Origin of the sequence: Streptomyces sp. NBC_01622 (assembly GCF_045209635.1) — a bacterium.
Lineage (GTDB): Bacteria > Actinomycetota > Actinomycetes > Streptomycetales > Streptomycetaceae > Streptomyces.
In genome coordinates this window covers 5,695,685-5,721,726 of sequence record NZ_CP109293.1, presented here as the reverse complement: position 1 = coordinate 5,721,726, position 26,042 = coordinate 5,695,685, and the positions used below count along the sequence as shown (strand labels likewise).

Sequence of the window (26,042 nt, the reverse complement as noted above, 5' to 3'; positions counted from 1 at the left end):
AGTCATGGAACTGCACGACGTCTGGTTCGTCCTCATCGCCGTCCTGTGGACCGGTTACTTCTTCCTGGAGGGCTTCGACTTCGGGGTCGGCATCCTCACCAAGCTGCTCGCCCGGAACCGCAGCGAGAAGCGGGTGCTGATCAACACGATCGGACCGGTCTGGGACGGCAACGAGGTCTGGCTCCTCACCGCCGGCGGCGCGACCTTCGCCGCCTTCCCCGAGTGGTACGCCACCCTCTTCTCCGGCTTCTACCTCGCCCTGCTGATCATCCTGGTCTGCCTGATCGTCCGGGGCGTCGCCTTCGAGTACCGGGCGAAGCGGCCCGAGGAGAACTGGCAGCGCAACTGGGAGACGGCGATCTTCTGGACCTCACTGCTCCCCGCATTCCTGTGGGGCGTGGCCTTCGGCAACATCGTGCGGGGCGTGAAGATCGACAAGAACTTCGAGTACGTCGGCAACTTCTGGGACCTGCTCAACCCGTACGCGATCCTCGGCGGCCTGGTCACGCTGACCCTCTTCACGTTCCATGGCGCGGTGTTCACGGCACTCAAGACCGTCGGGGACATCCGGGTGCGGGCACGGAAGCTGGCGCTTCAAGTCGGGCTCGTCACCGCCCTGTTGGCGCTGGTCTTCCTGATCTGGACGCAGGTCGACAGCGGTGACGGCAAGAGTCTGGTCGCGTTGGTCGTGGCCGTCGTCGCCCTGGTCGCGGCGCTGGGGGCGATCCAAGTCGGGCGCGAGGGCTGGTCGTTCGCGTTCTCCGGCGTCACCATCGTGGCCGCCGTCGCGATGCTCTTCCTGTCGCTCTTCCCGAACGTCATGCCGTCCTCGCTCAACGCGGACTGGAGCCTCACGGTCACCAATGCCTCGTCGAGCCCGTACACGCTGCGGATCATGACCTGGTGCGCGGGCATCGCCACCCCGATCGTCCTGCTCTATCAGGGCTGGACGTACTGGGTGTTCCGCAAGCGGATCGGTACGCAGCACATTGCCGAAGCGGCGCACTGAGGCCGACCACTGAGTCCGGTTTGGGGCATGTTTCACGTGAAACATGCCCCCTTGGGGCCGGCCGAGAAGTCGGGACCTACTGAGGAGTCGGGACCTCCCGATGAAGAGGGTGTGTTTCACGTGAAACCAATCGACCCACGTCTGCTCCGATACGCACGCGCCACCCGCCTCTTCCTGATGGCGGTCGTGGGCCTGGGTGCCGTCGGCGCGCTGCTTGTCATCGCCCAGGCGATGCTCATCGCCGAGGTCGTGGTCGGTGCCTTCCAGCACGGGAAGTCCGTGAGTGAACTCGGCACTCCCCTGCTGCTGTTGGTGGCCGTCGCGAGTGGCCGTGCCCTGGTCTCCTGGCTCACCGAACTCGCCGCCCACCGCGCCAGCGCCTCCGTGAAGTCGGAGCTACGGCGACGGCTGCTGGAGCGTTCCGTGGAGCTGGGCCCCGGCTGGCTGAGCGGGCAGCGGACCGGGTCGCTGGTCGCCCTAGCCACCCGGGGCGTCGACGCCCTCGACGACTACTTCTCGCGCTATCTCCCGCAGTTGGGGCTCGCGGTGGTCGTCCCGGTGGCGGTGCTGGCGCGGATCGTCACCGAGGACTGGATCTCGGCGGCGATCATCGTTGGCACCCTGCCACTCATCCCGCTCTTCATGGTGATGATCGGCTGGGCCACGCAGTCCCGGATGGACCGGCAGTGGCAGTTGCTGTCCCGGCTCTCCGGGCACTTCCTGGACGTGGTCGCGGGGCTGCCGACCCTGAAGGTGTTCGGGCGGGCCAAGGCGCAGGCCGAGTCGATCCGGCGCATCACCGGTGAGTACCGGCAGGCGACCATGCGGACCCTGCGGATCGCCTTCGTCTCCTCCTTCGCCCTGGAACTGCTGGCCACGCTCTCCGTGGCCCTGGTCGCCGTGACGATCGGCATGCGGCTCGTCCACGGCGACATGGATCTCTACATCGGCCTCGTGGTCCTCGTCCTGGCGCCCGAGGCGTATCTGCCGCTGCGTCAGGTGGGCGCCCAGTACCACGCGGCGGCGGAGGGCCTCGCGGCTGCCGAGGAGATCTTCTCGGTACTGGAGACACCGGTACCGACTTCAGGGACCACCGAAGTGCCCTCCGACGCTCTCGCCTTCGAAGGTGTGACGGTCCGGTATCCCGGGCGTTCCGTGGACGCAGTGTCGGACGTGTCCTTCGCAGTGGAACCCGGCGAGACGGTCGCCCTCGTCGGCCCGAGCGGCTCGGGCAAGTCCACTTTGCTGAACGCCCTGTTGGGGTTCGTGCGGCCCGCCGAGGGCCGGGTGCGGGTCGGGGGAGTCGATCTCGCCGACGCCGACCTGGAGCGGTGGCGCTCGCGGATCGCCTGGGTGCCGCAACGGCCGCAGCTGTACGCCGGGACGATCGCCGAGAACGTACGGCTCGCCCGGCCCGACGCCGACGACACCGCCGTACGGCGGGCGTTGGCCGAAGCCGGCGCCCTGGAGTTCGTGGACGCGCTGTCCGAGGGCATCGGGAGTGTGCTCGGCGAGGACGGGGCCGGACTGTCCGCCGGGCAGCGGCAGCGGCTCGCCCTCGCGCGGGCCTTCCTCGCCGACCGGCCGGTCCTGCTCCTCGACGAGCCGACGGCCGCGCTGGACGGGGCGACCGAGGCCGAAGTGGTCGAGGCGGTACGGCGGTTGGCGGTCGGGCGGACGGTACTGCTCGTGGTGCACCGGCCGGCCCTGCTGGCGGTGGCGGACCGGGTGGTGCGGTTGACCGAGGGCGAGACCGCGGTTCGCGCGGAGGCCGGGCCGACGCTCGCCGGTACGAGCCCGGAGGCGACGGTGAGCTCCGTGGCCGTCGACGAGCCCGAGACACGGCTCGCGGCACACACGGGCGGTGTCCTCGCCCGGGTCCGTGCCATGTCCGGTGCCCGGCGTGGCCGCCTCGCCCTGGCGCTGCTGCTCGGAGGTCTCGCGCTGGGCAGTGCCGTTGGGCTCATGGCCACCTCGGGGTGGCTGATCTCGCGGGCCTCGCAGCAGCCGCCCGTGCTGTATCTGATGGTGGCGGTGACCGCGACCCGGGCCTTCGGGATCGGGCGGGCCGTGTTCCGGTACGCGGAGCGGCTCGTGTCGCACGACGCGGTGCTGCGGATGCTGGCCGACACCCGGGTCGCCGTCTACCGGCGCCTCGAACGGCTGGCGCCCGCCGGGCTGCGGGACACCCGCCGGGGCGATCTGCTGTCCCGGCTCGTCACCGACGTGGACGCGCTGCAGGACTACTGGCTGCGCTGGCTGCTGCCCGCCGGGGTCGCGGCCACCGTCTCGGCGGCGACGGTCGGGTTCACGGCCTGGCTGCTGCCCGAGGCCGGTGCCGTGCTCGCGGTGGGTCTCCTCGCGGCCGGTGTCGGCGTCCCCCTGGTCACCGGTGCCGTGGCCCGTCGTGCCGAACGGCGGCTGGCCCCGGCCCGTGGGGTGCTCGCCACCCGCGTGACCGAACTGCTCACCGGCACCGCCGAGTTGACGGTCGCCGGCGCACTGCCCGCCCGTACCGCCGAGGCTCGCCGCGCAGACGGCGTACTCACCCGGATCGCCTCCCGCGCCGCCACCGCCACCGCGCTGGGCGACGGCCTTACCGCGCTGATCTCCGGCCTGACCGTCGCCGCCACCGCACTGGTGGCCGCCCAGGCCGTCGCTGCCGGACGGCTCAGCGGTGTTCTGACGGCCGTCGTCGTCCTCACCCCGCTCGCCGTCTTCGAAGCCGTCCTCGGACTGCCCCTCGCCGTGCAGTACCGGCAGCGGGTCCGCAAGAGCGCGGAGCGCGTGTACGAGGTGCTGGACGCCCCCGAGCCCGTACGGGAACCGGAGCGGCCCCGCCAGGCGCCCGCGACGCCGTTCCCGCTCGTAGTGCAGGGACTGGCCGCCCGGCACACCGGGCAGGACCGGGACGCGCTCGCCGGGCTCGACCTGACGCTGGAGAAGGGGCGACGGGTCGCCGTGGTCGGGCCCTCCGGGTCCGGCAAGACGACGCTGGCGCAGGTGATGCTGCGGTTCCTCGACGCGGACGCCGGTTCGTACACGCTGGCCGGCGTGGACGCGTACGCCCTGGACGGCGACGACGTACGACGGCTCGTCGGGCTGTGTGCCCAGGACGCGCACCTCTTCGACAGCTCGGTGCGGGAGAACCTGCTGCTCGCGAAGAAGGAAGCGACCGAGGACGAACTGCGGGCCGCGCTGGAGCGGGCCCGGCTGCTCGACTGGGCCGACGGGCTGCCCGACGGACTGGACACGCTCGTCGGTGAGCACGGGGCGCGGCTGTCCGGCGGACAGCGGCAGCGGCTGGCCCTCGCCCGCGCGCTGCTCGCGGACTTCCCGGTCCTCGTGCTCGACGAGCCCGCCGAGCACCTGGACCTGGCGACCGCCGACGCGCTCACCGCCGATCTGCTGGCCGCCACGGAGGGCCGTACGACCCTGCTCATCACGCACCGGCTGGCGGGACTTGAGGACGTGGACGAGTTGATCGTGCTGGACGAGGGACGGGTCGTGCAGCGGGGGCCGTACGCCGGACTGGCCTCGGTGGAGGGGCCGTTGCGGGGGATGGCGGAGCGGGAGGCGGAGTCGGAGCTGTTGGTGGCGGCCGGGTAGGGAGGCTCGCGATCGAGGCGCTCGACTTTCCGTGACAAAGGGGACTAATTAGGCTCGGGGCATGTCAGCCGCTCCGAGTGCCGGTCCCCCGTCGCCTTCCTCAGGGCTGTCCGCCGAACTGGCCGCACGTGTGCCGCAGTTGCTGGCGGCGATGCGGTCCGTGGGCAGCGGGCTCGAACTGCACTCCACGCTGGAGCGGATCTGCGAGGCAGCGGCCACGCTGACGGACGCCCGTTACGCGGGGCTCGGTGTCGTGGACGAGGACGGCGACGCCCTCGCGGACTTCGTCTTTCACGGGGTCGACGCGGGAACCGCGCGGCGCATCGGGCGGTTTCCCGACGGGCACAAGGGGCTGCTCGGCGCGCTCATCCGGGAGCCGGAGCCGGTCCGGCTCGTGGATGTGACCCAGGATCCGCGCTTTTGGGGCTTCCCCGCGCACCATCCTCGGATGCGGGGCTTCCTCGGTGTTCCGATCCGCGTCCAGGGGGAGGTCTTCGGGAATCTCTATCTGGGCGAGAAACGCGGTGGAGACCCGTTCAACGACGACGACGTCAACATGGTCCGGGTCCTGGCCACCGAGGCCGGCATCGCGATCGGCAACGCCTGGCTGTACGAGGCCGCCCAGCAGCGCGAGCGGTGGATCGACGGGTCGGTGGCCGTCACGACCGCCCTGCTGTCCGGCGGGGACGCCGAGGACGCGCTCCAGGTCGTCGCGGAGCGGGCCCGTCGGCTGTCCGGATCGGCGGCCGGGATCGTGCTGCTGCCCGCCGACGAGGGCGGCATGGAGATCGTCGCCGTGGCCTCGGAACGGCCGTCGAAGGCGCTCGGCGCGGTCGTGCCCCCGGAGAGCGAGATCGTGGCCCAACTGCTCGACGGACAGCCGGTGTTCGTAGGGGACGCGGCCACCGATCCCCGTATGGTCACCGGCCTCGCGCGTACGTACGGGCCGGTCATGGCGCTGCCCCTGCAGAGCGGAGGGCGCGTCCTGGGCGCCCTCGTCACCCCTCGCGCGCCGGGCGAGCGGCCGTTCACGGAAGCGGAACGCACCCTCGCGATCCAGTTCGCCTCGCAGGCCGCGCTCGCGCTGATGATGTCCGAGGCGCAGCGCGACCGGGAACGCCTCGCGGTGTACGAGGACCGGGACCGCATTGCCCGCGACCTGCACGACCTGGTCATCCAACGGCTGTTCGCCACCGGCATGATGCTGGAGAGCGCCCGGCGCGACTCGCTCGTCCCCGAGGTGCGGCAGGGTGTCGGCAACGCCGTCGACGAACTCGACATCACCATCCAGGAGATCCGCACCGCGATCTTCGCGCTCCAACAGGGCCCCAGCGAAGCCCCCTCCGGACTGCGCACGCGGGTGCTGCGGGAGATCAACATGGCCGCCGTGCCACTAGGTTTCACACCCGCGCACCGTTTCGTCGGCGCGGTCGACACCGTGGTCGGCGACCTCACCGGCAAGAACCTCATCGCGGCCCTGCGCGAGGCCCTCTCCAACGCCTTCCGGCACGCGGCGGCCACCCGGATCGAGGTCGTCGTCGACGCGACCGCGACCCTGCCCGACGGACGGCCGGGCGTCCGGCTCACCGTCGCGGACGACGGGGTCGGCGTCCCGGAGGGCGGTCGCCGCAGCGGCCTGAAGAACCTCAAGCGACGGGCCGAATCCCTGGGCGGCGACAGCTGGTACGGGCCCGGCATCGGCGAGGACGGAGGCGGTACGACGGTGGTGTGGCAGGCACTCGACTGAGCCCGTCACCATGGGGCTCCCACTGAGCCGTTCGCGCCACCCTGTCCCCCATGCGTACGACGTGAACAGGGCGCCGGTCCGCCGCGCGGGTCACGATCGCTGACATGCCCTCATCTCGCCGTCACCCACTGCTCGTTCCGGTGCTGCTGTGCGCGATCGCCGTGCTGGTGGCCCGCCCCGGCGAAGGCGACAGCCACACCGACGGTGCCAGGCAGACGGACACCTCGGTCGCGGCGGGTTCCTGCCGGGGCGCCGTCCGTCTCGGCCGGCCGCCGACGACTGAAACCGCCTCATGGGTCGCGCCGGTGGAGACGAGCGAACTGTCCGCCGGATTCGGCAGCGGCGGCTCCCGCTGGGCGAACCGGCACACCGGCCAGGACTTCGCGGTGCCCATCGGCACACCGGTCCGGGCTGTAGGAGCAGGCCGCGTGGTGCGGGTGTCCTGCGGCGGCGCCTTCGGCAACCAGATCGTGGTCGAGCATCCGGGCGGCTACTGCACGCAGTACGCCCACCTCGCCACCGTCGCCGTCGACGAGGGGGACCGGGTCACCGCCGGCCAGTGGATCGGCCGCTCTGGCACGACCGGCAACTCCACCGGCCCGCACCTGCACTTCGAGGTACGGGTCACCGCGGAGACGGGGTCGGCGGTCGATCCGCTGCCGTGGCTGGCGGCGCGCGGAGTGGCTGTCGGCTGAGCTACCGCCGCTCCGACAGCATCCGCTCGATCACGACGGCCACGCCGTCCTCGTTGTTGTCGACGGTCCGCCCGGAGGCCGCGGCGAGCACGGCGGGGTGCGCGTTGCCCATCGCGTACGACTTCCCGGCCCAGGTGAGCATCTCGACGTCGTTCGGCATATCCCCGAAGGCGACGACCTCCTCTGGCGCGATACCCCGCTCCGCGCAGCACAGGGCGAGCGTGCTCGCCTTGGAGACATCCGGGCCGCTGATCTCCAGCAGGGCGCTGGGACTGGAGCGGGTGACGTTCGCGCGGTCGCCCAGGGCGAGGCGGGCGGTGGTCAGGAAGTCGTCCGGGTCGAGGTCGGGATGGAACGCGAGGATCTTCAGCACCGGTTCGTCGGCCCCCGGGGCATCCGGCGCGAGGAGCTTCTCGGCGGGCGCCAGGGTGTCCGGGATCTCCATGTGCAGCTTCGGATACGCCGGCTCCTGGTAGAAGCCGTAGGTCTGCTCGATCGCGTACACCGTCCCGGGCGCCGCCTCGCGCACCAGCCGTACGGCGTCGAGGGCGTTGTTCCGGGCCAGTTCGCGGACCTTCACGAAGCGGTGGGCCCCGGGGCCGCCGTGCAGGTCGACGACGGCGGCGCCGTTTCCGCAGATCGCCAGGCCGTGACCGTGGACGTGGTCGCTGACGACGTCCATCCAGCGGGCCGGGCGGCCGGTCACGAAGAAGACCTCGATGCCCGCCTCCTCGGCAGCCGCCAGAGCGGCCACCGTACGGGGGGACACCGACTTGTCGTCGCGCAGCAGAGTGCCGTCCAGGTCGGTGGCGATCAGCCGTGGCGGGACGGCGGAGGCCGGGGTCTCGGGCTGTCGAGTCGCTGAGGTCACCGGGCCATTCTCCCGCATATGCCCGCACGGCCGTGCGGGGGTGCGCACATGTGAGTGGTTACGACCCCCAGCAGGGCCGTTGCGCCCAAGGTCAGGGATGCCGCCGGCTCAGCGGAGCTGGGTGGGCGCTTCCATCGCGATCTGCTCGAAGACCTTCTCGTCCGCCGCGAAGTCGGAGTCCGGGACGGGCCAGTGGATCACGATGTCGGTGAAGCCCAGTTCCTGGTGCCGACCCGCGAAGTCGACGAAGGCACCGAGGGACTCCAGCGGACGGCCGCGGTCCGGGGTGAAACCGGTGAGCAGGATCTTGTCGATCCCGGCCGCGTCCCGACCGATCGCCGCGCAGGCGTCGGCCAGCTGCTCGGCCTGGCCATGAATGGCGTGAACCGACTGCTCGGGAGTGCCGCTCTCGAACAGCCGGGGATCACCGGTGGTCACCCAGGCCTGCCCGTGCCGGGCGGTGAGCTTCAGACCACGGGGCCCGGTGGCGGCCACCGCGAACGGCAGCCGAGGCCGCTGCACACACCCTGGAATGTTCCGGGCCTCGTGCGCCGAGTAGAAGTCACCCTCGTACGACACCGAGTCCTCGGTGAGCAGCCGGTCCAGCAGCGGAACGAACTCCCCGAACCGGTCGGCACGTTCCCGTGGGCTCCACGGCTCCTGTCCCAGGGCTGTGGCGTCGAAGCCGGTGCCGCCCGCGCCGATGCCGAGGGTGATGCGTCCGTCGGAGACGTCGTCGAGCGTGATGAGGTCCTTGGCGAGGGTCACCGGGTGCCGGAAATTGGGCGACGTGACGAGCGTGCCCAGACGCATCCGCTCAGTGACGGCCGCCGCGGCGGTCAGCGTCGGTACGGCGCCGAACCACGGGCCGTCCCGGAAGGTGCGCCAGGACAGGTGGTCGTAGGTGTAAGCGGTGTGGAAGCCGAGCTGCTCCGCGCGCTGCCATGCCTCGCGGCTCCCCTCGTTCCAGCGGCGGTACGGGAGGATCACGGTGCTCAGGCGCAGGTTCATGGCTCCCAGGCTATGCGGCCGTCCGTGTTTCACGTGAAACCGTCACCTGATGCGGCTGTTCAGCCACGGCGTGAGAGTGATCATCGAGATCCACTCCTTGTGCGTCCGGTCGCCGGGCAGCGGGACGATCAGGTTGCAACTGGGTGGGAAACGGCGGGCTTTGACGTAGGCGTGGCCGTCGAAGACGGAGCGGAGGAAGGCGGGGACGTCGTCACGGGCGATGTCGGGGCAGGAGATGCCCTCGACCGTGATCACGGCGTCGTCCTCGGGGAAGAGCCGCACGCTCACCCGCGGCAGTCCGCCGAACTCGACGAAGGCCTCGTGCGGCAGTGAACCGTCGGGGTCGGTGGTGACGCCGAAACCCGCGGCGGTGCGGCGCGAGGTCTGGTCGGCGCCGATGTCGTGGGTGACCTCGATCTCACGCGCGTACTCGGCCGCGATGTCGCGCGGAGCGGTGACGGCCGCCTCGGTGGTGGGGAAGTGGTCCATACCTCTGATCATGCCGGGGGCGGTGCGGCCGAGGCCATACCCGGTGGCACATCTCGGCCGCGCGGGGTCAGTGGGATTCAGGGAACCGCAGATAGCGCGTGGGTACCGCTTCGGTGAGCCACACTCCGTTCTCGCTGACCCGGAACACATGGCCGTCGCCGTGCATCGCGCCCGCGTCCACGGCGAGCACGACGGGCCGGCCGCGACGGGCGCCCACCCGGGTCGCGGTCTCCCGGTCGGCGGAGAGGTGCACGGCGTGGCGGTTCATGGGCCGGAGCCCCTCGGCCCGGATCGCGTCCAGGTTGCGTGCCACCGTGCCGTGGAAGAGGTACGACGGCGGGGTGGCCGGAGGCAGTCCGAGGTCGACCTCGATGCTGTGACCCTGGCTGGCGCGGATACGGGTGCCCTCGATCGCGAAGCGTTGCTTGTCGTTCGTGGCCACTACATGGTCGAGTTCCTCACGGCTGAACCGGAACCCATGCGCGGCACAGGCGGCGATCAGCGTGTCGATCTCGATCCAGCCGGCTTCGTCGAGGGTGAGCCCGATCCGCTCGGGCTGGTGGCGCAGGTGCTTCGAGAGGTACTTCGACACCTTCACGGTGCGTCTTTCGTCCATCCGCTCAGCATGACGGGAGAGACACGGATCACGCATTTTCTTTTGGAGCCGATGTTTGGTCCACAACCAACTGTAGTTATCCACAGGGGATTTGGCGTTTCTGTGGACAACTCCCTGTCATGTCACACCTGTTCGTCAAGATCGACTGGGGGGCGATCACTTGGCATGAGCGCATCCAACGCCCTTGCCCGCAGCTCCCGTTCAGCCGCCAGCGCGACGAACTCAGCCGCCTTCTCCGGCCCAACCAGCCCCTCCACGGCCCGCATTGTCTCCTCGGGTACGGCCACGGAACGTGACGAGGACACCGACGGCGAAGATTCCGCCGCCCCCATGTGTTGCCGTAGCGAACGGTTGGCGAACAGCCGCATCGCGCGGGCGAGTTCAGCGTCCACAGTCTGCTGGGCGAGCGGGCGCAGGCGTCGTACGAGCGAGGCCGCCTCGGCCGCGTCCGCGTCGGTCGGACGGTGCGGGCCTTCGAGGTAGCGGGCGAAGACGTGCTCGGTGGTGAACTCCAGGAAACGGGAGGCGATGTGCTCGACCTGGACCCTCAACTCCCGCAGATGGGAAGAGATCGCGGACAGCGGAACCCCCGAGGCGTACAACTCGACGGCCACCGCCAGCTCTTGGGGGCTCGGCACGAGGAAGGAGTCGGTGTCTCCGGGGACCGGTTCGAGTACGCCGAGCTCGACGGCTTCGGCGACGGCCGCGTCGTCCGGGCTGCCGCCGAAGCGCCGCTCCAGCTCGGCGCGCGAGATCCGGGCCGCCTCCTCGTCGGTCCACGGCCCGTCGACCTCCGCGACCAGCCCGAGCACCCCGCCCAGGCCCCGGCCCGCGTCCCAGGCCTCCAGCAACTCCTTGATGGAGGCCAGCGTGTAGCCGCGGTCGAGCAGGTCCGCGATCTGGCGGAGCCGGGCGAGATGGACGTCCGCGTACGCGTTCGCCCGTCCGCGCCGCTCGGGGCGGGGGAGCAGCCCGCGGTCCTGATAGGCGCGGATCGTCCGGACGGTGGCCCCACTGAGCTGCGCGAGATCCTCGATCCGGTAGGCGACCTCACCAGAGCCAGAGCCAGAGCCGGGGTCCGAACCGGTCTCGGAGTTCACGCGGCCCCCGCCCCTGCCCCCGCCCGCGCCGCCGGTGACCGCCTCAGATACTCCACCGCCCGGCTCAGCGATCCCTCCCGCGACGGATGGTAGGAGCGCCGCAGATAGCGGGGGACGGCCGCGCCGAGCGATCGCCAGGTGGGCAACAGGCCTTTCCGTACGGCCCTGTTGTGCTCGGCGAGCGAGTAGCGGACGCGCCCGGCGAGTTGGGGGTCGTGGCGTATCAGGTAGGCCGCGCCCCAGGCCCACAGGTAGAGCATCACGGGCGCGGTGACGGTCATGCCGGCGATTCGGCGGGCGTACCGGGGGAGACCGTGGCCCCCGCAGTGCTGGAACATGTCGAAGGCCACCGCGCGGTGTTCGACCTCCTCCGCGCCGTGCCAGCGCAGCAGGTCGAGCATGATGGCGTCGGCGCCCGCCCGGTCGAGGTCCTCGGCGGCCAGGATCCAGTCGCCCAGCACCGCCGTGAACTGCTCGATCGCCGCGACGACCGCGAGCCGGAAGCGCAGCCACTCGCGCTCCGGCAACGGTGCGCCGAGCGGCGGGCGTTCGCCCAGCAGCCGTTCGAAGAGGAAGTCGACGTACCGGGTGAAGCCGGCGGTGTCGAGCCGCTGGGCCGCGAGATGGTCGAGCACGTGCGCGTGCTGGACGCTGTGTGTGGCCTCCTGGCCCATGAACCCCTTGACGTCCGCGAGGAGTTCGGGATCCCTGACCAGCGGCAGGCCCTCCTTGAGGACCTTCACGAACCACCGCTCCCCCGCCGGCAGCAGCAGATGCAGCACGTTGATGACATGCGTGGCGGTCGGCTCGTCCGGGATCCAGTGCAGGGGCGTGCGCGACCAGTCGAAGGAGACCCGGCGGGGCGCGATCGCGTGGTGCTCGCTCACATCGTGCTCGTTCTCGTCGTGTTCTTTCGCGGAGGTCACAGCGGCGGCTCCAGCCGGGCCACCGCCCGCAGCGCGCGCGGGGCGAACCGGGACAGCAGATGGGCGCCGCGCGCCTCCGGGGTGACGGGCACGACGGCCTGGTCGCGGACGACCGCCCGCAGGATCGCGTCGGCGACCTTCTCCGGCGGGTAGTTCCGCAGCCCGTACAGCCGTGCCGACCGCTTCTGGCGCCGTTTCTCCTCGGCGGCGTCGACCCCGGCGAAGTGCGCGGTCGAGGTGATGTTGGTGTTGACGAGGCCCGGGCATATCGCCGAGACGCCGATCCCCCGCCCGGACAGTTCGGCGCGCAGGCACTCGCTGAGCATCAGGACGGCCGCCTTGGAGGTGCTGTAGGCGGGCAGTGCCTTGGAGGGCTGGAAGGCCGCCGCCGACGCGGTGTTGACGATGTGGCCGCCCTGGCCGCGCTCGGCCATCTGCTTCCCGAAGAGCCGGCAGCCGTGGATCACGCCCCACAGGTTGACGTCGAGGACCTTCTTCCAGTCCTCCGGGGTGGTGTCGAAGAAGGAACCGGAGAGTCCGATTCCGGCGTTGTTCACCAGGACGTCCACCACGCCGTACTCGCCGGCGACCTTCGCGGCGAGCTTCTCCATGGCCTGCCCGTCGGAGACGTCGACCGTCTCCGCCCAGGCCTCGGGGGCGCCGATCAGCCGGGCCAACTCGGCGGTGCGGGCGGCGCTTTCCGCGTCCCGGTCGACGGCCACCACGCGCGCGCCCGCCTCGGCGAACGCGAACGCCGTGGCCCGCCCGATCCCGCTGCCCGCCCCCGTGACCAGCACGAGCTGCCCACCGAACCGCTCGGCGTACTTGCCCGTCCCCGTGGCCGTCACCGGACCTCCTTCGCCGGCCGTCACCGGACCCCCTTCGTTGGCCGTCACGAACTCCGTGATCCAGGAGGCCAGTTGATCGGGCCGCGTGCGCGGGATCCAGTGCTTGGCCGGCAGGGTCCGCCGCACCAGCTCCGGCGCCCACTCCTCCAGCCCGTCGTAGAGCCGCTCGGAGAGAAACGCGTCCCCCAAGGGCGTGATGAGCTGCACGGGCGCGTGGGCGTACGCGTCGGGGCGTGGCCTGCGCAGCCTCGCGCGGATGTTGTCCCGGTACAGCCAGGCGCCGTGGGCAGCGTCCGTGGGCAGCGAGGAGGTCGGGTAGTCGCCGCCGGGGACCTTCTCGACGCGTTCCAGGATCTTCGGCCAGCGTTTGCCGAGCGGGCCGCGCCAGGCGAGCTCGGGCAGCACGGGCGTGTGCAGCAGGTACACGTACCAGGACTTGGCGCCCTGGCCCAGGAGTTGGCCGACGCGGCGCGGGGTGGGCCGGGTCAGGCGCTTGTTGATCCAGTGCCCGAAGTGGTCGAGGGAGGGCCCGGACATCGACGTGAAGGAGGCGATACGGCCCTTGGTGCGCTCGACCGTGACGAACTCCCAGGACTGCACCGAACCCCAGTCGTGCCCCACCAGGTGCACCGGCCGGTCCGGGCTGACCGCGTCCGCGACCGCCAGGAAGTCGTCCGTCAGTTTCTCCAGCGTGAACCCGCCCCGCAGCGGCTGCGGGGCCGTGGACCGGCCGTGGCCCCGGACGTCGTAGAGGACGACGTGGAAGCGGTCGGCCAGCCGGGACGCGACCTCGGACCACACCTCCTTGCTGTCGGGATAGCCGTGCACCAGGACCACGGTGGGGTTCGACGCGTCCCCCAACTCGGCCACGCACAGCTCGACTCCGCCGGTCCGCACCCGGCGCTCGCGCGCACCCTCAAGCGTCACTTGTCCTCCGCCCAGCGCCGCACGTGCGGCAGATCGTCGTCCAGCCAGAAGGCGCTCTGCTCGGGGTCCTCGGAGTCGGTGACGACCAGGATCTCCTCGAACTTGGCGCCCGTGCCCCGGAATCCGAGATGCGGTTCGACCGCCCACAGGCCGGGGTGCGGGGGGTGGTCGGAGAAGCGGTACGGCGACCACAGCGGGGACCAGCCGTCGCGGTGGCCGTGCAGCGCGTCGCTCGCCAGGCCCTTCAGGGACTGGGTGCCGAATCCGAACAGGCGCGGGGACCAAGGGCGTTCGGCGACCCGGTCGACCTTGTGCGCGATCACGCCGAAGGGATACGCGCGGTGCCGGTTGGCGTAGCCCTGGCGGACCATGAGGCGGTCCACGTCCTGGTAGATCTCGCGCAGCGGGCGCCGCTCACGCACCTCGCGCAGCAGCAGCCCGCGGTGTGCCTCCAGGTCGGCCATGAGCCGGTTCTGCACCGGGTTCGCCCCCAGGGAGCCCGAATAGCCGATGTCGGCCGTGAAGCCCTTGTACACGGGGGCCATGTCCAGGATGAACGGCATCCCGGGCTCCAGCCGGCGGTTCGTGGGGAAGAACTGAAGCGGCACCCGGAAGTTCGTGAACGCCGTGCGGTCGCCGAACCAGGCGAAGGGCAGATGGAACCAGTCCTTCACACCCTTCGCGCGCAGCCAGGACCGCTGCATCCGCGCCGCCTCGCGCTCGGTCACCCCGGGCTCCAGCCGGGCCGCGACGGCCTCGGCGCACTCGTACGCCAGCCGCTGGACCTCCCTGAACCCCCGCAGTTCCGCGGAGAGTTCGCGTGTCACCGCCGTAGTCATGCCACCGCCCCACCTGTCCACACCGACTGCGGTACGTGCTCGTAACTTGACACTGACGAATGTGACAGTTGTTAGAGGCTGCGTCAATAGCCTTGATCTCTACCTGTGGATAAGTGCGCGGGCCGGTCGCGTAGCTCTCAAGTAGGGGCATCCCCTACGGGCCCGTACGTCTGGAGTCTGACGTGAGGACAGCTCTGCGGGGTGACGACCGCAGTGGTCCGCGTCACTACCTTCGTAGACGTGACTGTGATCGCGACCGAAAGCCTGAGCAAGCGGTTCCCCCGGGTGACCGCGCTTGACCGGCTCTCCGTGGACGTCGGACCCGGTGTGACGGGGCTCGTCGGTGCCAACGGAGCCGGCAAGTCCACCTTGATCAAGATCCTGCTGGGTCTGTCCCCCGCCTCCGAGGGCCGAGCCGAAGTGCTCGGCCTCGACGTCGCCACCAAGGGTGCCGACATCCGCGAGCGCGTCGGGTACATGCCGGAGCACGACTGTCTGCCGCCCGACGTCTCGGCCACCGAGTTCGTCGTCCACATGGCGCGCATGTCCGGCCTGCCACCGACCGCGGCGCGCGAGCGCACCGCGGACACGCTGCGCCATGTCGGTCTGTACGAGGAGCGCTACCGCCCCATCGGGGGCTACTCGACGGGCATGAAGCAGCGCGTCAAGCTCGCGCAGGCCCTCGTCCACGACCCGCAGCTGGTCTTCCTGGACGAGCCGACCAACGGCCTCGACCCGGTCGGCCGCGACGAGATGCTCGGCCTCATCCGCCGTATCTACACGGACTTCGGCATCTCGGTCCTGGTGACCTCGCACCTGCTGGGCGAGCTGGAGCGCACCTGCGACCACGTGATCGTGGTCGACGGCGGCAAGCTCCTGCGCTCCAGCTCCACCACGGACTTCACCCAGACCACGACGACCCTGGCGATCGAGGTCACCGACACCGACGAGCACCCGGACGGCACCCGCGCGGTGCGCGAGGCGCTCCACGCGCGCGGGGTGGACACCCACGACGGCAGCGGCCTGCCGGGCGCGGGCCACGTCCTGCTCCTGACGGCCTCGGGCGAGGAGACGTACGACGTGGTCCGGGACGCGATCGCCGACCTCGGCCTCGGCCTGGTGCGCATGGAGCAGCGCAGGCACCACATCTCCGAGGTCTTCACCGACACCGAGACCGGCACCGACAGCGACGCAGAGCGGAAGGAGGCCGTAGGCCATGGCAATTGACCAGCCCCTGGTCCCCCAGCCGGGCGACCAGACCCGCATCCACAACATCGGCTACCGCAACTACACCGGCCCCCGCCTGGGCCGCGCCTACGCCCGGCGCTCCCTCTACTCGCAGTCCCTGCGCGGCGCCTACGGCCTCGGCCGCTCGGTGAAGTCCAAGGTGCTGCCGATGCTGCTGTTCGTGGTCATGTGCGTGCCCGCGGCCATCATGGTGGCCGTCGCGGTCGCCACGAAGGCCAAGGACCTGCCCGTCGACTACACGCGCTACGCGATCATCATGCAGGCCGTCATCAGCCTCTACGTCGCCTCCCAGGCACCCCAGTCCGTCTCGCGCGACCTGCGCTTCAAGACCGTGCCGCTGTACTTCTCGCGGCCGATCGAGACCGCCGACTACGTGAGGGCCAAGTTCGCGGCTCTCGCCTCGGCCATGTTCATCCTGACCGCCGCCCCGCTGATCGTGCTCTACGTAGGAGCGTTGCTCGCGAAGCTCGACTTCGCCGACCAGACCAAGGGCTTCGCCCAGGGACTCGTCTCCGTGACTCTCCTGTCCCTGCTCTTCGCCGGCATCGGCCTGGTCATCGCGGCGGTCACCCCGCGCCGCGGCTTCGGCATCGCGGCCGTCATCGCCGTACTGACCATCTCCTACGGCGCCGTCTCCACCCTCCAGGCCATCGCCGACGCACAGAACGCCACGAGCGCCATCCCCTGGATCGGCCTCTTCTCGCCCGTCACCCTCATCGACGGCCTCCAGTCGGCCTTCCTGGGCGCGAGTTCGGCGTTCCCCGGAGGCGTCGGCCCCACTCACGGAGAAGGCGTCGTCTACGTCCTCGCCGTCCTGGGCCTGATCGCCGCGACCTACGGCCTCCTGATCCGCCGCTACCGGAAGGTGGGCCTGTGACCACGCTCTCCATCGACCACGTCTCCCGCTGGTTCGGCAACGTGGTCGCCGTCAACGACATCACCATGAACGTCGGCCCCGGAGTCACCGGACTCCTCGGCCCCAACGGCGCCGGAAAGTCCACCCTCATCAACATGATGGGCGGCTTCCTCGCCCCCTCCACCGGCACCGTCACCCTCGACGGCCAGCAGGTCTGGCGCAACGAACAGATCTACAAGCACATCGGGATCGTCCCCGAGCGCGAGGCGATGTACGACTTCCTCACGGGACGCGAATTCGTCGTCGCCAACGCCGAGTTGCACGGCCTCGGTACCAAGGCGGCCCAGAAGGCGCTGGCCACGGTCGAGATGGAGTACGCGCAGGACCGCAAGATCTCCACGTACTCCAAGGGCATGCGCCAGCGCGTGAAGATGGCCAGCGCCCTGGTCCACGACCCCTCGCTCCTGCTCCTCGACGAGCCCTTCAACGGCATGGACCCGCGCCAGCGCATGCAGCTCATGGACCTGCTGCGGCGGATGGGCGACGAGGGCCGCACGGTGCTCTTCTCGTCCCACATCCTCGAAGAGGTCGAACAGCTCGCCTGGCACATCGAGGTCGTCGTCGCCGGACGGCACGCGGCCAGCGGCGACTTCCGCAAGATCCGCCGCCTGATGACCGACCGCCCGCACCGCTACCTGGTCCGCTCCAGCGACGACCGCGCCCTCGCCGCCGCGCTGATCGCGGACCCGTCGACCTCGGGCATCGAAGTCGACCTCGCCGAGGGCGCGCTGCGCATCCAGGCCGTCGACTTCGGCCGGTTCACCGCGCTGCTGCCCCGGGTGGCCAGGGACCACGGCATCCGGCTGCTCACGGTCTCGCCGTCGGACGAGTCCCTCGAGTCCGTCTTCTCGTATCTCGTCGCGGCGTAGGAGGCCAAGAGATGTACGACCCCACAGTCGCCCGACTCACCTACCGGGCCCTGCTCGGCCGGCGCCGGGCCCTCATCCTGAGCGCCCTGCCCCTGCTGCTGATCGTGATCTCCGTGGTGGTCCGCGCCCTCGCCGGCGCCGACGACCAGACCGCCGTCGACGTCCTGGGCGGCCTCGGCCTCGCCACGATGGTGCCGATCATCGGCGTCATCGCGGGCACGGGCGCGATCGGACCGGAGATCGACGACGGCTCGGTGGTGTACCTGCTGTCCAAGCCGCTGAAGCGGCCCACGATCATCTTCACCAAGCTGATCGTGGCGGTCGGCGTCACCATGGTGTTCTCGGCCGTGCCCATGCTCATCTCCGGGCTCATCCTGAACGGCAACGGGCAGCAGATCGCCGTCGCCTACACGGTGGCCGCCCTGGTCGCCTCCATCGCCTACGCGGCACTGTTCCTGCTGCTCGGCACGGTCTCGCGCCACGCGGTGGTCTTCGGGCTCGTCTACGCCCTCGTCTGGGAGGCCCTGTTCGGCTCCCTGGTCGCCGGCGCCCGCACGCTCAGCGTCCAGCAGTGGTCCCTGGCCGTCGCCCACAAGGTGTCCGGCGGCGAGCTGGTGACCTCGGACGTCGGGCTGACCACGGCGACGGTGTTCCTGGTCGCGGTCACCGTGGGAGCGACCTGGTACGCCGGACAGAAGCTGCGCTCGCTGACCCTCGCCGGCGAGGAATGACAGGCCCTGATCTTTGACGGGGGCTTCATCTCTGTCCGGGCACACTGGGCAAACGGGGACGCACGGCTAGGAGGAACGGGGATGGCGGGACAGGCACCGTACGGCGGCGGTCAGGCCGAATCAGGGGACGGCTGGGACAAGTTGGTCCTGGACGACGACTTCATACGGTCCGCCGAGACGGCCGAGCCGTCCGCGCGCGCCCGGATGCTCGCGGCGCGCTGGCGCAACGAGTCGCCCGAGCCGCAGCCCTGGCGCTCGGACGAGCCGCCCGCGGGCTGGTTCTTCAGCAAGGCGCGTCGGCGCAGGTGGCGCCGGAGCTAGCCACCCCTCGGCTGCCCTTTTATTCGGTGGCGTCCAACTCGGCGTACAGGCACAGTTGTTCTGTCGACGCCGGAGCAGCCGGCGCCACCGACTGGGAGAGGAGCTGGACGATGTCGATGCACGACAGGACGTCCAACTCCCTTCAGGGCAGCCCGCGGCGGTCTCCGGAGTAGTTACCCCTCCGTCGAGTCGCCCACCACGGGGAGCTGCCCGGGGCGGCCGCTTCGAGCACGCGACTCATTATCGCGTGGGCCGCCCTCCCTGTTGCCCCCATCGCAGGGGGCATGTCGAGCTGGGGCGGTTGCCCACACCTACGCGAGCAACCGCTCCAGCACGACCGCGATGCCGTCGTCCTCGTTGGAGGACGTCACCTCGTCAGCCACCGCCTTGAGTTCCTCGTGGGCGTTGGCCATCGCCACGCTGTGGGACGCCCACGCGAACATCGCGATGTCGTTGGGCATGTCGCCGAAGGCGATCGTGTCGGCGGCCTTCAGGCCCAGGCGGCGGGCCGCCAGCGACAGGCCGGTTGCCTTGGTCAGGCCCAGCGGAAGCAGTTCGACGATGCCCTCGCCGGCCATCGCGACCGAGACGAAACCGCCGGCCGCGAGCGTTGCCGCCTCGGCGAGCTGGTCGTCCGTGAGGCTCGGGTGCTGGATGTAGATCTTGTTCAGCGGCGCCGCCCACAGCTCGGACACGTCCGAGAGCGGGGTCGAGGGCAGCGAGCCCGTCACCGTGTAGCCGTCGCCGACCAGCACATCGCCGTCCAGGCCGTCCCGGCTCGCCGCCAGATACAGCGGGCCGACCTCCGCCTCGATCTTGGCGAGGGCCACACCGGCCAGCTGCCGGTCCAGGGTGACCGAGGTCAGCAGGCGGTGCTCCCCGGCGTCGTAGACCTGGGCGCCCTGGCCGCAGACCGCGAGGCCCTCGTAACCGAGGTCGTCGAGGATGTGCCGGGTCCAGGGGACCGCGCGGCCGGTCACCACGATGTGCGCGGCACCGGCCTCCGTGGACGCCGAGAGTGCGGCACGGGTGCGCGGCGAGACCGACTCGTCGGAGCGCAGAAGCGTTCCGTCGAGGTCGGTCGCGATCAGCTTGTACGGGAAGCCGGTGCTCACTTGGCGACCGGCTCCAGGACCTCACGGCCGCCCAGGTACGGACGCAGCACCTCGGGCACGCGCACCGAACCGTCGGGCAGCTGGTGGTTCTCCAGGATCGCCACGATCGTGCGCGGTACGGCGCACAGCGTGCCGTTGAGCGTGGCCAGCGGCTGCACCTTCTTGCCGTCGCGCAGCCGCACGGAGAGCCGGCGGGCCTGGAAGCTGTCGCAGTTGGAGGCCGAGGTCAGCTCGCGGTACTTGCCCTGGGTCGGGATCCACGCCTCGCAGTCGAACTTGCGGGAGGCGGAGGCGCCCAGGTCGCCCGAGGCCACGTCGATGACCTGGTAGGGCAGTTCGAGGCCGTCCAGCCACTGCTTCTCCCAGCCCAGGAGCCGCTGGTGCTCGTTCTCCGCCTCCTCGGGGAGGACGTACGAGAACATCTCGACCTTGTCGAACTGGTGCACGCGGAAGATGCCGCGCGTGTCCTTGCCGTAGGTGCCGGCCTCGCGGCGGAAGCAGGGCGAGAAGCCCGCGTAGCGCAGCGGCAGCTTGTCGGCGTCGAGGATCTCGTCCATGTGGTAGGCCGCAAGAGGGACCTCGGAGGTGCCGACCAGGTAGAAGTCGTCCTTCTCCAAGTGGTACACGTTCTCCGCGGCCTGGCCGAGGAAGCCGGTGCCCTCCATGGCGCGCGGGCGGACCAGCGCCGGGGTCAGCATCGGGATGAAGCCGGCCTCCGTGGCCTGCGCGATCGCCGCGTTGACGAGCGCCAGCTCCAGGAGGGCGCCGACGCCGGTGAGGTAGTAGAAGCGCGAGCCGGAGACCTTGGCGCCGCGCTCGACGTCGATGGCGCCCAGCGCCTCGCCGAGCTCCAGGTGGTCCTTGGGCTCGAAGCCCTCGGCGGCGAAGTCGCGGATCGTGCCGTGCGTCTCCAGGACGACGAAGTCCTCCTCGCCGCCCACGGGCACGTCCGGGTGCACGAGGTTGCCGAGCTGGAGCGCGAGGCGCTTGGTCTCCTCGTCCGCCTCGTGCTGCTCGGCGTCGGCCGCCTTGACGTCGGCGGCGAGCTGGCCCGTCTTCTTGAGCAGCTCGGCCTTCTCGTCGCCGGAGGCCTTGGGGATGAGCTTGCCGAGCGCCTTCTGCTCGGAACGCAGCTCGTCGAAGCGGACGCCGGACGACCTGCGCCGCTCGTCGGCGGACAGGAGAGCGTCGACGAGCGCGACGTCCTCTCCACGGGCGCGCTGGGACGCGCGCACACGGTCGGGGTCCTCACGGAGCAGGCGAAGGTCAATCACGCGGACCAGGCTACCGGTGCGGGGTTCCGGCTCACGACTTGGTATTCCGAACTGCGGCTTACATCCAGTTATGGGTTAATTGCGCAGAGTGTCAATGCCTGTTGATGCGAGTCAATAAAAGAGCGTCCCACTCCCTTGAACGGGGCAGCCGCGAGGCGGCCTGTTGACTCGAATCCCTTGCGGGAAACGGGACTTGAGGCCGCGGTTGTCCACAGGAATCCACATCCCGGAAGAGTTATCCACAGGCTGTGTGGAAGATCTGTGGATGCCGGAAGTGATCATTCCTGAAGAGGCCCTCAGGTTGAGGAATTCCCGACCCAAACGTCCTTCACGCCCGCTTTTTGGTGGAATTGCGTCGCTCCATAGGATTGCCCGAAGGAAACGGGTGGACGAAGAGTGACCTACGCGCCGGTGCCCACACCAAGGGCTTGTAGGGCGATTTGTCGACAGGCTGATGCTCCACTGTCGACTTGTCCCCAGGTCGAGAAGTGAGCCTGTGGATAACTTCTGTGGATAACGAAGATACGCAGGTACTACCGGGGCACTGTTGGCGCACCGCCGGTCAGAAACGGCCGTCCTGGCAGTGCGCGACCCAGTCCGCCGCCGACAGGAACTCCTCGTCCGAGGTCCCCGGGAACAGCGGCCTTACGCCGTCGACGCCGACGTCCGCGCGCGGGTACGAACCGAGGAAGCGCACCTGCAGACAGATCCGCTTGAGCCCCATCAGCGCCTCGGCGACGCGACGGTCCGAGATGTGTCCCTCGGCGTCGACGCAGAAGCAGTAGTTGCCGATGCCGGCGCCGGTCGGGCGGGACTGCAGCAGCATGAGGTTGATGCCCCGGGTGGCGAACTCCCCGAGCAGGTCCCGCAGGCCGCCGGGGTGGTCGTCGCGCTGCCAGATGACCACGGACGTCTTGTCCGCGCCGGTCGGGGCTGCCGGACGGGCGGGCCTGCCCACCAGCACGAACCGGGTCTGGGCGTTCTCCGCGTCGTGGATCTCCGTCTCCAGGGCCTCCAGGCCATACCGGGCGGCGGCGAACTCACCGGCGAACGCGGCGTCGTAGCGGCCCTCCTGGACCAGGCGGGCGGCGTCCGCGTTCGAGGCGGCCGACTCCCACAGGGCGTCCGGGAGGTTCGCCTTCATCCAGTTGCGGACCTGCGGCTGGGCGGCCGGGTGCGCGGAGACCGTCTTGATGTCGGAGATCTTCATACCCGGCCTGACCAGCAGCGCGAAGGTGATCGACAGCAGGACCTCGCGGTAGATCATCAGCGGCGCGCCCGCGACCAGCTCGTCCAGGGTGGTGGTGATACCGCCCTCGACGGAGTTCTCGATCGGCACGAACGCGGCCTCGGCCTCACCGGTGCGCACCGCGTCCAGCGCGGACTGCACCGACACATACGGGATCAGCTCCCGGGTGGCCGCCTCGGGAAGCGTCCGCAGGGCGACTTCGGTGAAGGTGCCCTCAGGGCCGAGATACGCGTAGCTGGCTGGCATGACCTCACCCTAATGGGCCTTGCGAAACCGAGCGCACGCTTCCCTTATCGGCCACCCGTCAGGGCGACGGGCTCACCCCTCCAGCAGCCGCTGCCCCACGTACTCGCCCTCCGCCGCCCCGCCCGGGACCGCGAACAGGCCGCTCGCCTCGTGGCGGATGTATGTGGACAGGGCGTCGCCGCGGTCGAGTTTGCGCTGCACGGTGACGAAGCCGCGCAGCGGGTCGGCCTGCCAGCAGACGAAGAGGAGCCCGGCGTCCGGGGTGCCGTCGGCGGCGATGCCGTCGTGGTACGAGAAGGGGCGCCGGAGCATCGCCGCCCCGCCGTTCTGGTCGGGGCGGGCGATCCGGGCGTGCGCGTTGATGGGGACGACCAGGGCGCCCTTCGCGTCGGTCTTCTCCAGGTCCATCGCGGTCGTCTCACCGCCCCCGGAAAGCGGCGCCCCATTGGACTTGCGGCGCCCGACGACGTTCTCCTGGGCGCCGACCGAGAGCTTCTCCCAGTCGTCGAGGAGCATGCGGATCCGGCGTACGACGGCGTAGGAGCCGTTCGCCATCCAGGCCGGGTCGGCCGAACCGGACGCCGGCACGAAGATCCGCTTGTCGAAGTCGGACTCGGTCGGCTTGGGATTGCGGGTGCCGTCGAGCTGGCCCATCAGATTGCGGGCCGTCATGGGGTGGGCTGTCGCGCCCGGGGTCCGGTTGAAGCCGTTCATCTGCCAGCGGACCCTGGCCGCGCTGCCCGCGTCCTTCTGGATCGTGCGCAGGGCGTGGAAGGCGACCAGGGCGTCGTCGGCGCCGATCTGCACCCACAGGTCGCCGTCGCTGCGCGACTTGTCGAGCTGGTCGGAGGAGAAGTCGGGGAGCGGGTCGAGGGAGGCGGGGCGCTGCTTCTCCAGGCCCGTACGGGAGAAGAAGCTGTTGCCGAAGCCGAAGGTGATCGTCAGCGACGAGGGTCCCGCGTCCCGGGCGACATCCGTGTCGTCCTGCGCCGCCGCCTCGCCCGCCATCAGCCGCTGGGCGGTCGTCGACCAGCGGCGCAGCAGGGCCGCCGCCTCCTTGCGGCTCGCGCCCGCCGCGAGGTCGAAGGCGACCAGGTGGCCGCGCGCCTGGAGGCCCTCGGTGATGCCGGGCTGATGTTTCCCGTGAAACATTGCCCTGTCCGCGCCAAGCGAGGTGAGCGGAGTGGCTCCGGCCGGTGCGGACGCGTACCCCATGGCCCCGCCCGCCGCACCGAGCACAAGCCCGGTGGCACCGGCCGTACCAAGGAGCCGTCGGCGGGAAACACCCTTCCCCGGGGAGGCGTTTTCGGAAACGGCCTCCCCAGGAGGTGCCTTTACGGTGCGGGCCTCGGGAATGGACTGGTCAGGCATGGCGTGGTTCAGCCGATCTGCGCGTTCTTGTCTACGGTCGTCTGGTCGATGTCGGAGGTCCGCACGGTCACCGAGATCTTCCAGTCGCCCGCCATGGGGATCTGGATTCCGTTCGCGGCCCAGTGCCCGGTGGTGATGCGGTCGGGCGTCACGGGCAGCGGACCGATCTTCTTCGCGGCGAGCGTGAAGGCGACCTTCACCTCGGGGACGTCGAAGGCCCGGCCGTTGGGGCGCTGCACATAGACGTGCATCTCGTTGCCGCCCACCCGCGCGGGGTCGATGTCGACCCGGATGACGCCCTTGCCGTCCGTCCCCCCGGTGTCGAAGGACATGTCCAGGGTCAGCGCGCCCGAGGACGACGAGGAAGAGGACGAGGAGGAGGCCTTGGTCGCCTTGGCGTCCTCCTCCGTGCGGCCCGGTTCGGTGGTCGTCAGGGCCGTGGTGACAGCGAGGACGACGACCGCGACGGCGGCCTCGGCGAGGACCGAGCGGCGCAGCCCGAAGAGGTTCGGATCGGCGTCCCGCAGCCGCTTCTGCCGGGTGTTGTCCACGGCGGCCTGCTGGCGCGCGAGTTGGGCGGCGCGCTTGGAGTCACCGGACGCGGGCGACGAACCGCCGGTCTTGGCGGACGCCGTGACGTGCTCCTTCTCCGGCTCGTGTGCCTCGGCTGCCGCTGTTTCCTCGACGACCGTCTCAGCCTTGGCCGTGTCGGTGTGGCTGTCCGCGAGCCGCCCCGTCCAGCGCCGGGAGATCGACGCGATCCCGACGAGCAGCGCCACCAGCCCGATCTTCACGAGCAGCAGCTGCCCGTACCCGGTGTCGGTGAACGCCGACCAGGAGCCGAGCTGGCGCCAGGACTGGTAGATGCCGGTCGCGACGAGCGCGACGACACTGCCGAACGCGAGGCGCGAGAAGCGCTGTACGGCGGCCCGCCCGACGGGGTTGTCGGCGGGCGCCCGGTACAGCGAGACGAGGAGGGCGGTGAGGCCGCCGAGCCAGGCCGCGACGGCCAGCAGGTGGACGACGTCGACCGGCATCGCGATGCCGGGCTGCAGCCCGGTCGAGGCGTGCTCGGACAGCGCCCAGCTCGCGGCGAGCCCGGCGGCCACCACACCGCCGCCGATGGCCAGCCCGAAGGTCAGGTCCCGCTTCTCCTCGTCCTCGCTTGAATTAGGCAGTCGGCGCGAAGCGCCGTCAGGCAGGGTGGTGGTGGGAGACGGGCGGGCGTACGCCCCGAACAGCACGGCGATGAACAGCGCGGCGGCGGCGAGCAGCAGCAGCCGCGAGACGAGCGAGGCGCCCGTCTTGGTCTGGAGGACCTGGCCGAGGAGGTTCAGGTCGAAGATGTCGCCGAACTTCCCGGAGGTCGTGTACGAGCCGCGGATGAGCAGCAGCCAGAGCGTGGCCGCGGTCAGCGAGACCCAGCCGGACACGACCAGCCGCTGGAGCGCGCGCACCCCGGCGCCCCGCTGCCAGCAGGCCAGGACGAAGGTGGCGCCGCCGACCATGACGACGAAGCCGGCGTACGACATATAGCGCCCGAAGCCGTACAGCCCGCCGACGAGCCCGCCGCCGACGTCCTGTTCGGCCGACGCGGAGACGGTGGTCTTCGAGGGGGAGCCGATCGAGAAGGTGAAGGCGCCGCCGACGGGGTGGCTGTCCGCGGACACGACCTGCCAGGCCACCGTGTAGGTGCCGTCGGGCAGTCCACTGCGGATCTGCACGGCGTACGTCGTACCGCTGATGTTGGACGGTTTGCCGACGTCGACGCGTTTGCCCTTCGGGTCGAGCACGCGCAGCGAGTTGTTGTTCGTCGCGACCTTCTCGGAGAAGGTGAGCGAGACCTGCGTCGGAGCCTTGTTGACCACCACCCCCGAAGAGGGGTCGCTGCCGGTCAGGGCGGCGTGCGCGGAGGCCGTCCCGGCACCCGCGAACAGCATGCCGACGACGGCCAGGAACAGCAGCACCAGAGTGCGGACTCGGGGGGTGATGGTCGTCTTCAAGGTGGGGGTCCC

21 protein-coding genes and 1 pseudogene are annotated in these 26,042 nt (G+C 70.5%); 9 read left to right on the top strand and 13 right to left on the bottom strand.

From position 1 onward, the window contains the following. The first annotated feature begins 4 nt into the window (after positions 1–4). The 4 genes and pseudogenes from cydB to OH768_RS26230 form a co-directional block, all read left to right on the top strand. Positions 5–1,009, top strand: a complete 1,005-nt coding sequence (gene cydB, locus OH768_RS26245; protein ID WP_406457509.1) for a cytochrome d ubiquinol oxidase subunit II — start codon at positions 5–7, stop codon at positions 1,007–1,009. Positions 1,010–1,129: 120 nt separating this feature from the next. Next, the gene (gene cydD / locus OH768_RS26240; protein WP_406457507.1) at positions 1,130–4,618 is read left to right on the top strand and encodes a thiol reductant ABC exporter subunit CydD; all 3,489 of its coding nucleotides are present in this window, start codon (positions 1,130–1,132) and stop codon (positions 4,616–4,618) included. A 61-nt stretch (positions 4,619–4,679) separates the two neighbouring features. Next, a complete protein-coding gene (locus OH768_RS26235) occupies positions 4,680–6,365 on the top strand; it encodes a GAF domain-containing sensor histidine kinase (protein WP_406457505.1) in 1,686 nt (561 codons plus the stop codon). A 212-nt stretch (positions 6,366–6,577) separates the two neighbouring features. Beyond that, positions 6,578–7,060 (top strand): annotated as a pseudogene (locus OH768_RS26230) (M23 family metallopeptidase); the annotation flags it as partial. A gap of 1 nt (position 7,061) precedes the next feature. On the opposite strand, the gene OH768_RS26225 reads toward OH768_RS26230, so the two are convergent. From OH768_RS26225 to OH768_RS26190, 8 genes are all read right to left on the bottom strand, one after another. Next, entirely contained in the window at positions 7,062–7,949 is an 888-nt protein-coding gene (locus OH768_RS26225; RefSeq protein ID WP_406457503.1) for a Cof-type HAD-IIB family hydrolase, read from the bottom strand. 90 nt (positions 7,950–8,039) lie between these two features. Next, a complete protein-coding gene (locus tag OH768_RS26220) occupies positions 8,040–8,942 on the bottom strand; it encodes an LLM class flavin-dependent oxidoreductase (protein ID WP_406457501.1) in 903 nt (300 codons plus the stop codon). Positions 8,943–8,984: 42 nt separating this feature from the next. After that, a complete protein-coding gene (locus tag OH768_RS26215) occupies positions 8,985–9,431 on the bottom strand; it encodes a hypothetical protein (RefSeq protein WP_406457499.1) in 447 nt (148 codons plus the stop codon). Positions 9,432–9,498: 67 nt separating this feature from the next. Further along, positions 9,499–10,047, bottom strand: coding sequence for an RNA 2'-phosphotransferase (locus tag OH768_RS26210; protein WP_406457497.1), 549 nt, complete (start codon positions 10,045–10,047; stop codon positions 9,499–9,501). A 122-nt stretch (positions 10,048–10,169) separates the two neighbouring features. After that, on the bottom strand, positions 10,170–11,147 hold the full coding sequence (locus tag OH768_RS26205) for a MerR family transcriptional regulator (protein WP_406457495.1): 978 nt from the start codon (positions 11,145–11,147) through the stop codon (positions 10,170–10,172). Next, positions 11,144–12,073, bottom strand: a complete 930-nt coding sequence (locus tag OH768_RS26200) for a metal-dependent hydrolase (protein WP_406457493.1) — start codon at positions 12,071–12,073, stop codon at positions 11,144–11,146. Before OH768_RS26200 ends, OH768_RS26205 begins: the two co-directional genes overlap by 4 nt. Next, the gene (locus OH768_RS26195) at positions 12,070–13,848 is read right to left on the bottom strand and encodes an SDR family oxidoreductase (protein ID WP_406457491.1); all 1,779 of its coding nucleotides are present in this window, start codon (positions 13,846–13,848) and stop codon (positions 12,070–12,072) included. Before OH768_RS26195 ends, OH768_RS26200 begins: the two co-directional genes overlap by 4 nt. Further along, positions 13,845–14,687, bottom strand: coding sequence for a M24 family metallopeptidase (locus OH768_RS26190; protein ID WP_406457489.1), 843 nt, complete (start codon positions 14,685–14,687; stop codon positions 13,845–13,847). The genes OH768_RS26195 and OH768_RS26190 overlap by 4 nt, the downstream gene beginning before the upstream one ends. Positions 14,688–14,933: 246 nt before the next feature. Here OH768_RS26190 and OH768_RS26185 point away from each other — a divergent pair, with 246 nt between their 5' ends. The 5 genes from OH768_RS26185 to OH768_RS26165 all read left to right on the top strand — a co-directional run bounded on the left by OH768_RS26185 (position 14,934) and on the right by OH768_RS26165 (position 18,772). Next, entirely contained in the window at positions 14,934–15,914 is a 981-nt protein-coding gene (locus OH768_RS26185; RefSeq protein ID WP_406465447.1) for an ABC transporter ATP-binding protein, read from the top strand. Continuing rightward, on the top strand, positions 15,904–16,812 hold the full coding sequence (locus tag OH768_RS26180; protein WP_406457487.1) for an ABC transporter permease subunit: 909 nt from the start codon (positions 15,904–15,906) through the stop codon (positions 16,810–16,812). The genes OH768_RS26185 and OH768_RS26180 overlap by 11 nt, the downstream gene beginning before the upstream one ends. Beyond that, positions 16,809–17,720 carry an ABC transporter ATP-binding protein gene (locus tag OH768_RS26175; protein ID WP_406457485.1) on the top strand — a complete coding sequence of 304 codons (912 nt, stop codon included), beginning with the start codon at positions 16,809–16,811 and terminating at the stop codon, positions 17,718–17,720. Before OH768_RS26180 ends, OH768_RS26175 begins: the two co-directional genes overlap by 4 nt. Before the next feature lie 11 nt (positions 17,721–17,731). Further along, positions 17,732–18,451 carry an ABC transporter permease subunit gene (locus tag OH768_RS26170; RefSeq protein ID WP_406457483.1) on the top strand — a complete coding sequence of 240 codons (720 nt, stop codon included), beginning with the start codon at positions 17,732–17,734 and terminating at the stop codon, positions 18,449–18,451. Positions 18,452–18,532: 81 nt separating this feature from the next. Beyond that, positions 18,533–18,772 (top strand): hypothetical protein, encoded by a 240-nt coding sequence (locus OH768_RS26165; protein ID WP_359610812.1) that lies wholly within the window; start codon positions 18,533–18,535, stop codon positions 18,770–18,772. A gap of 311 nt (positions 18,773–19,083) precedes the next feature. On the opposite strand, the gene OH768_RS26160 is transcribed toward OH768_RS26165, so the two are convergent. From OH768_RS26160 to OH768_RS26140, 5 genes are all read right to left on the bottom strand, one after another. Beyond that, on the bottom strand, positions 19,084–19,887 hold the full coding sequence (locus OH768_RS26160) for an HAD family hydrolase (protein ID WP_406457481.1): 804 nt from the start codon (positions 19,885–19,887) through the stop codon (positions 19,084–19,086). Further along, positions 19,884–21,161 (bottom strand): serine--tRNA ligase, encoded by a 1,278-nt coding sequence (gene serS / locus OH768_RS26155; RefSeq protein ID WP_406457479.1) that lies wholly within the window; start codon positions 21,159–21,161, stop codon positions 19,884–19,886. Before serS ends, OH768_RS26160 begins: the two co-directional genes overlap by 4 nt. A 562-nt stretch (positions 21,162–21,723) precedes the next feature. Then, positions 21,724–22,656 carry a prephenate dehydratase gene (gene pheA, locus OH768_RS26150; RefSeq protein ID WP_406457477.1) on the bottom strand — a complete coding sequence of 311 codons (933 nt, stop codon included), beginning with the start codon at positions 22,654–22,656 and terminating at the stop codon, positions 21,724–21,726. Positions 22,657–22,728: 72 nt separating this feature from the next. Then, positions 22,729–24,027 (bottom strand): iron uptake transporter deferrochelatase/peroxidase subunit, encoded by a 1,299-nt coding sequence (gene efeB / locus OH768_RS26145; RefSeq protein WP_406457475.1) that lies wholly within the window; start codon positions 24,025–24,027, stop codon positions 22,729–22,731. An 8-nt stretch (positions 24,028–24,035) separates the two neighbouring features. Continuing rightward, a complete protein-coding gene (locus OH768_RS26140; protein ID WP_406457473.1) occupies positions 24,036–26,030 on the bottom strand; it encodes a copper resistance CopC/CopD family protein in 1,995 nt (664 codons plus the stop codon). Positions 26,031–26,042: the final 12 nt, after the last annotated feature.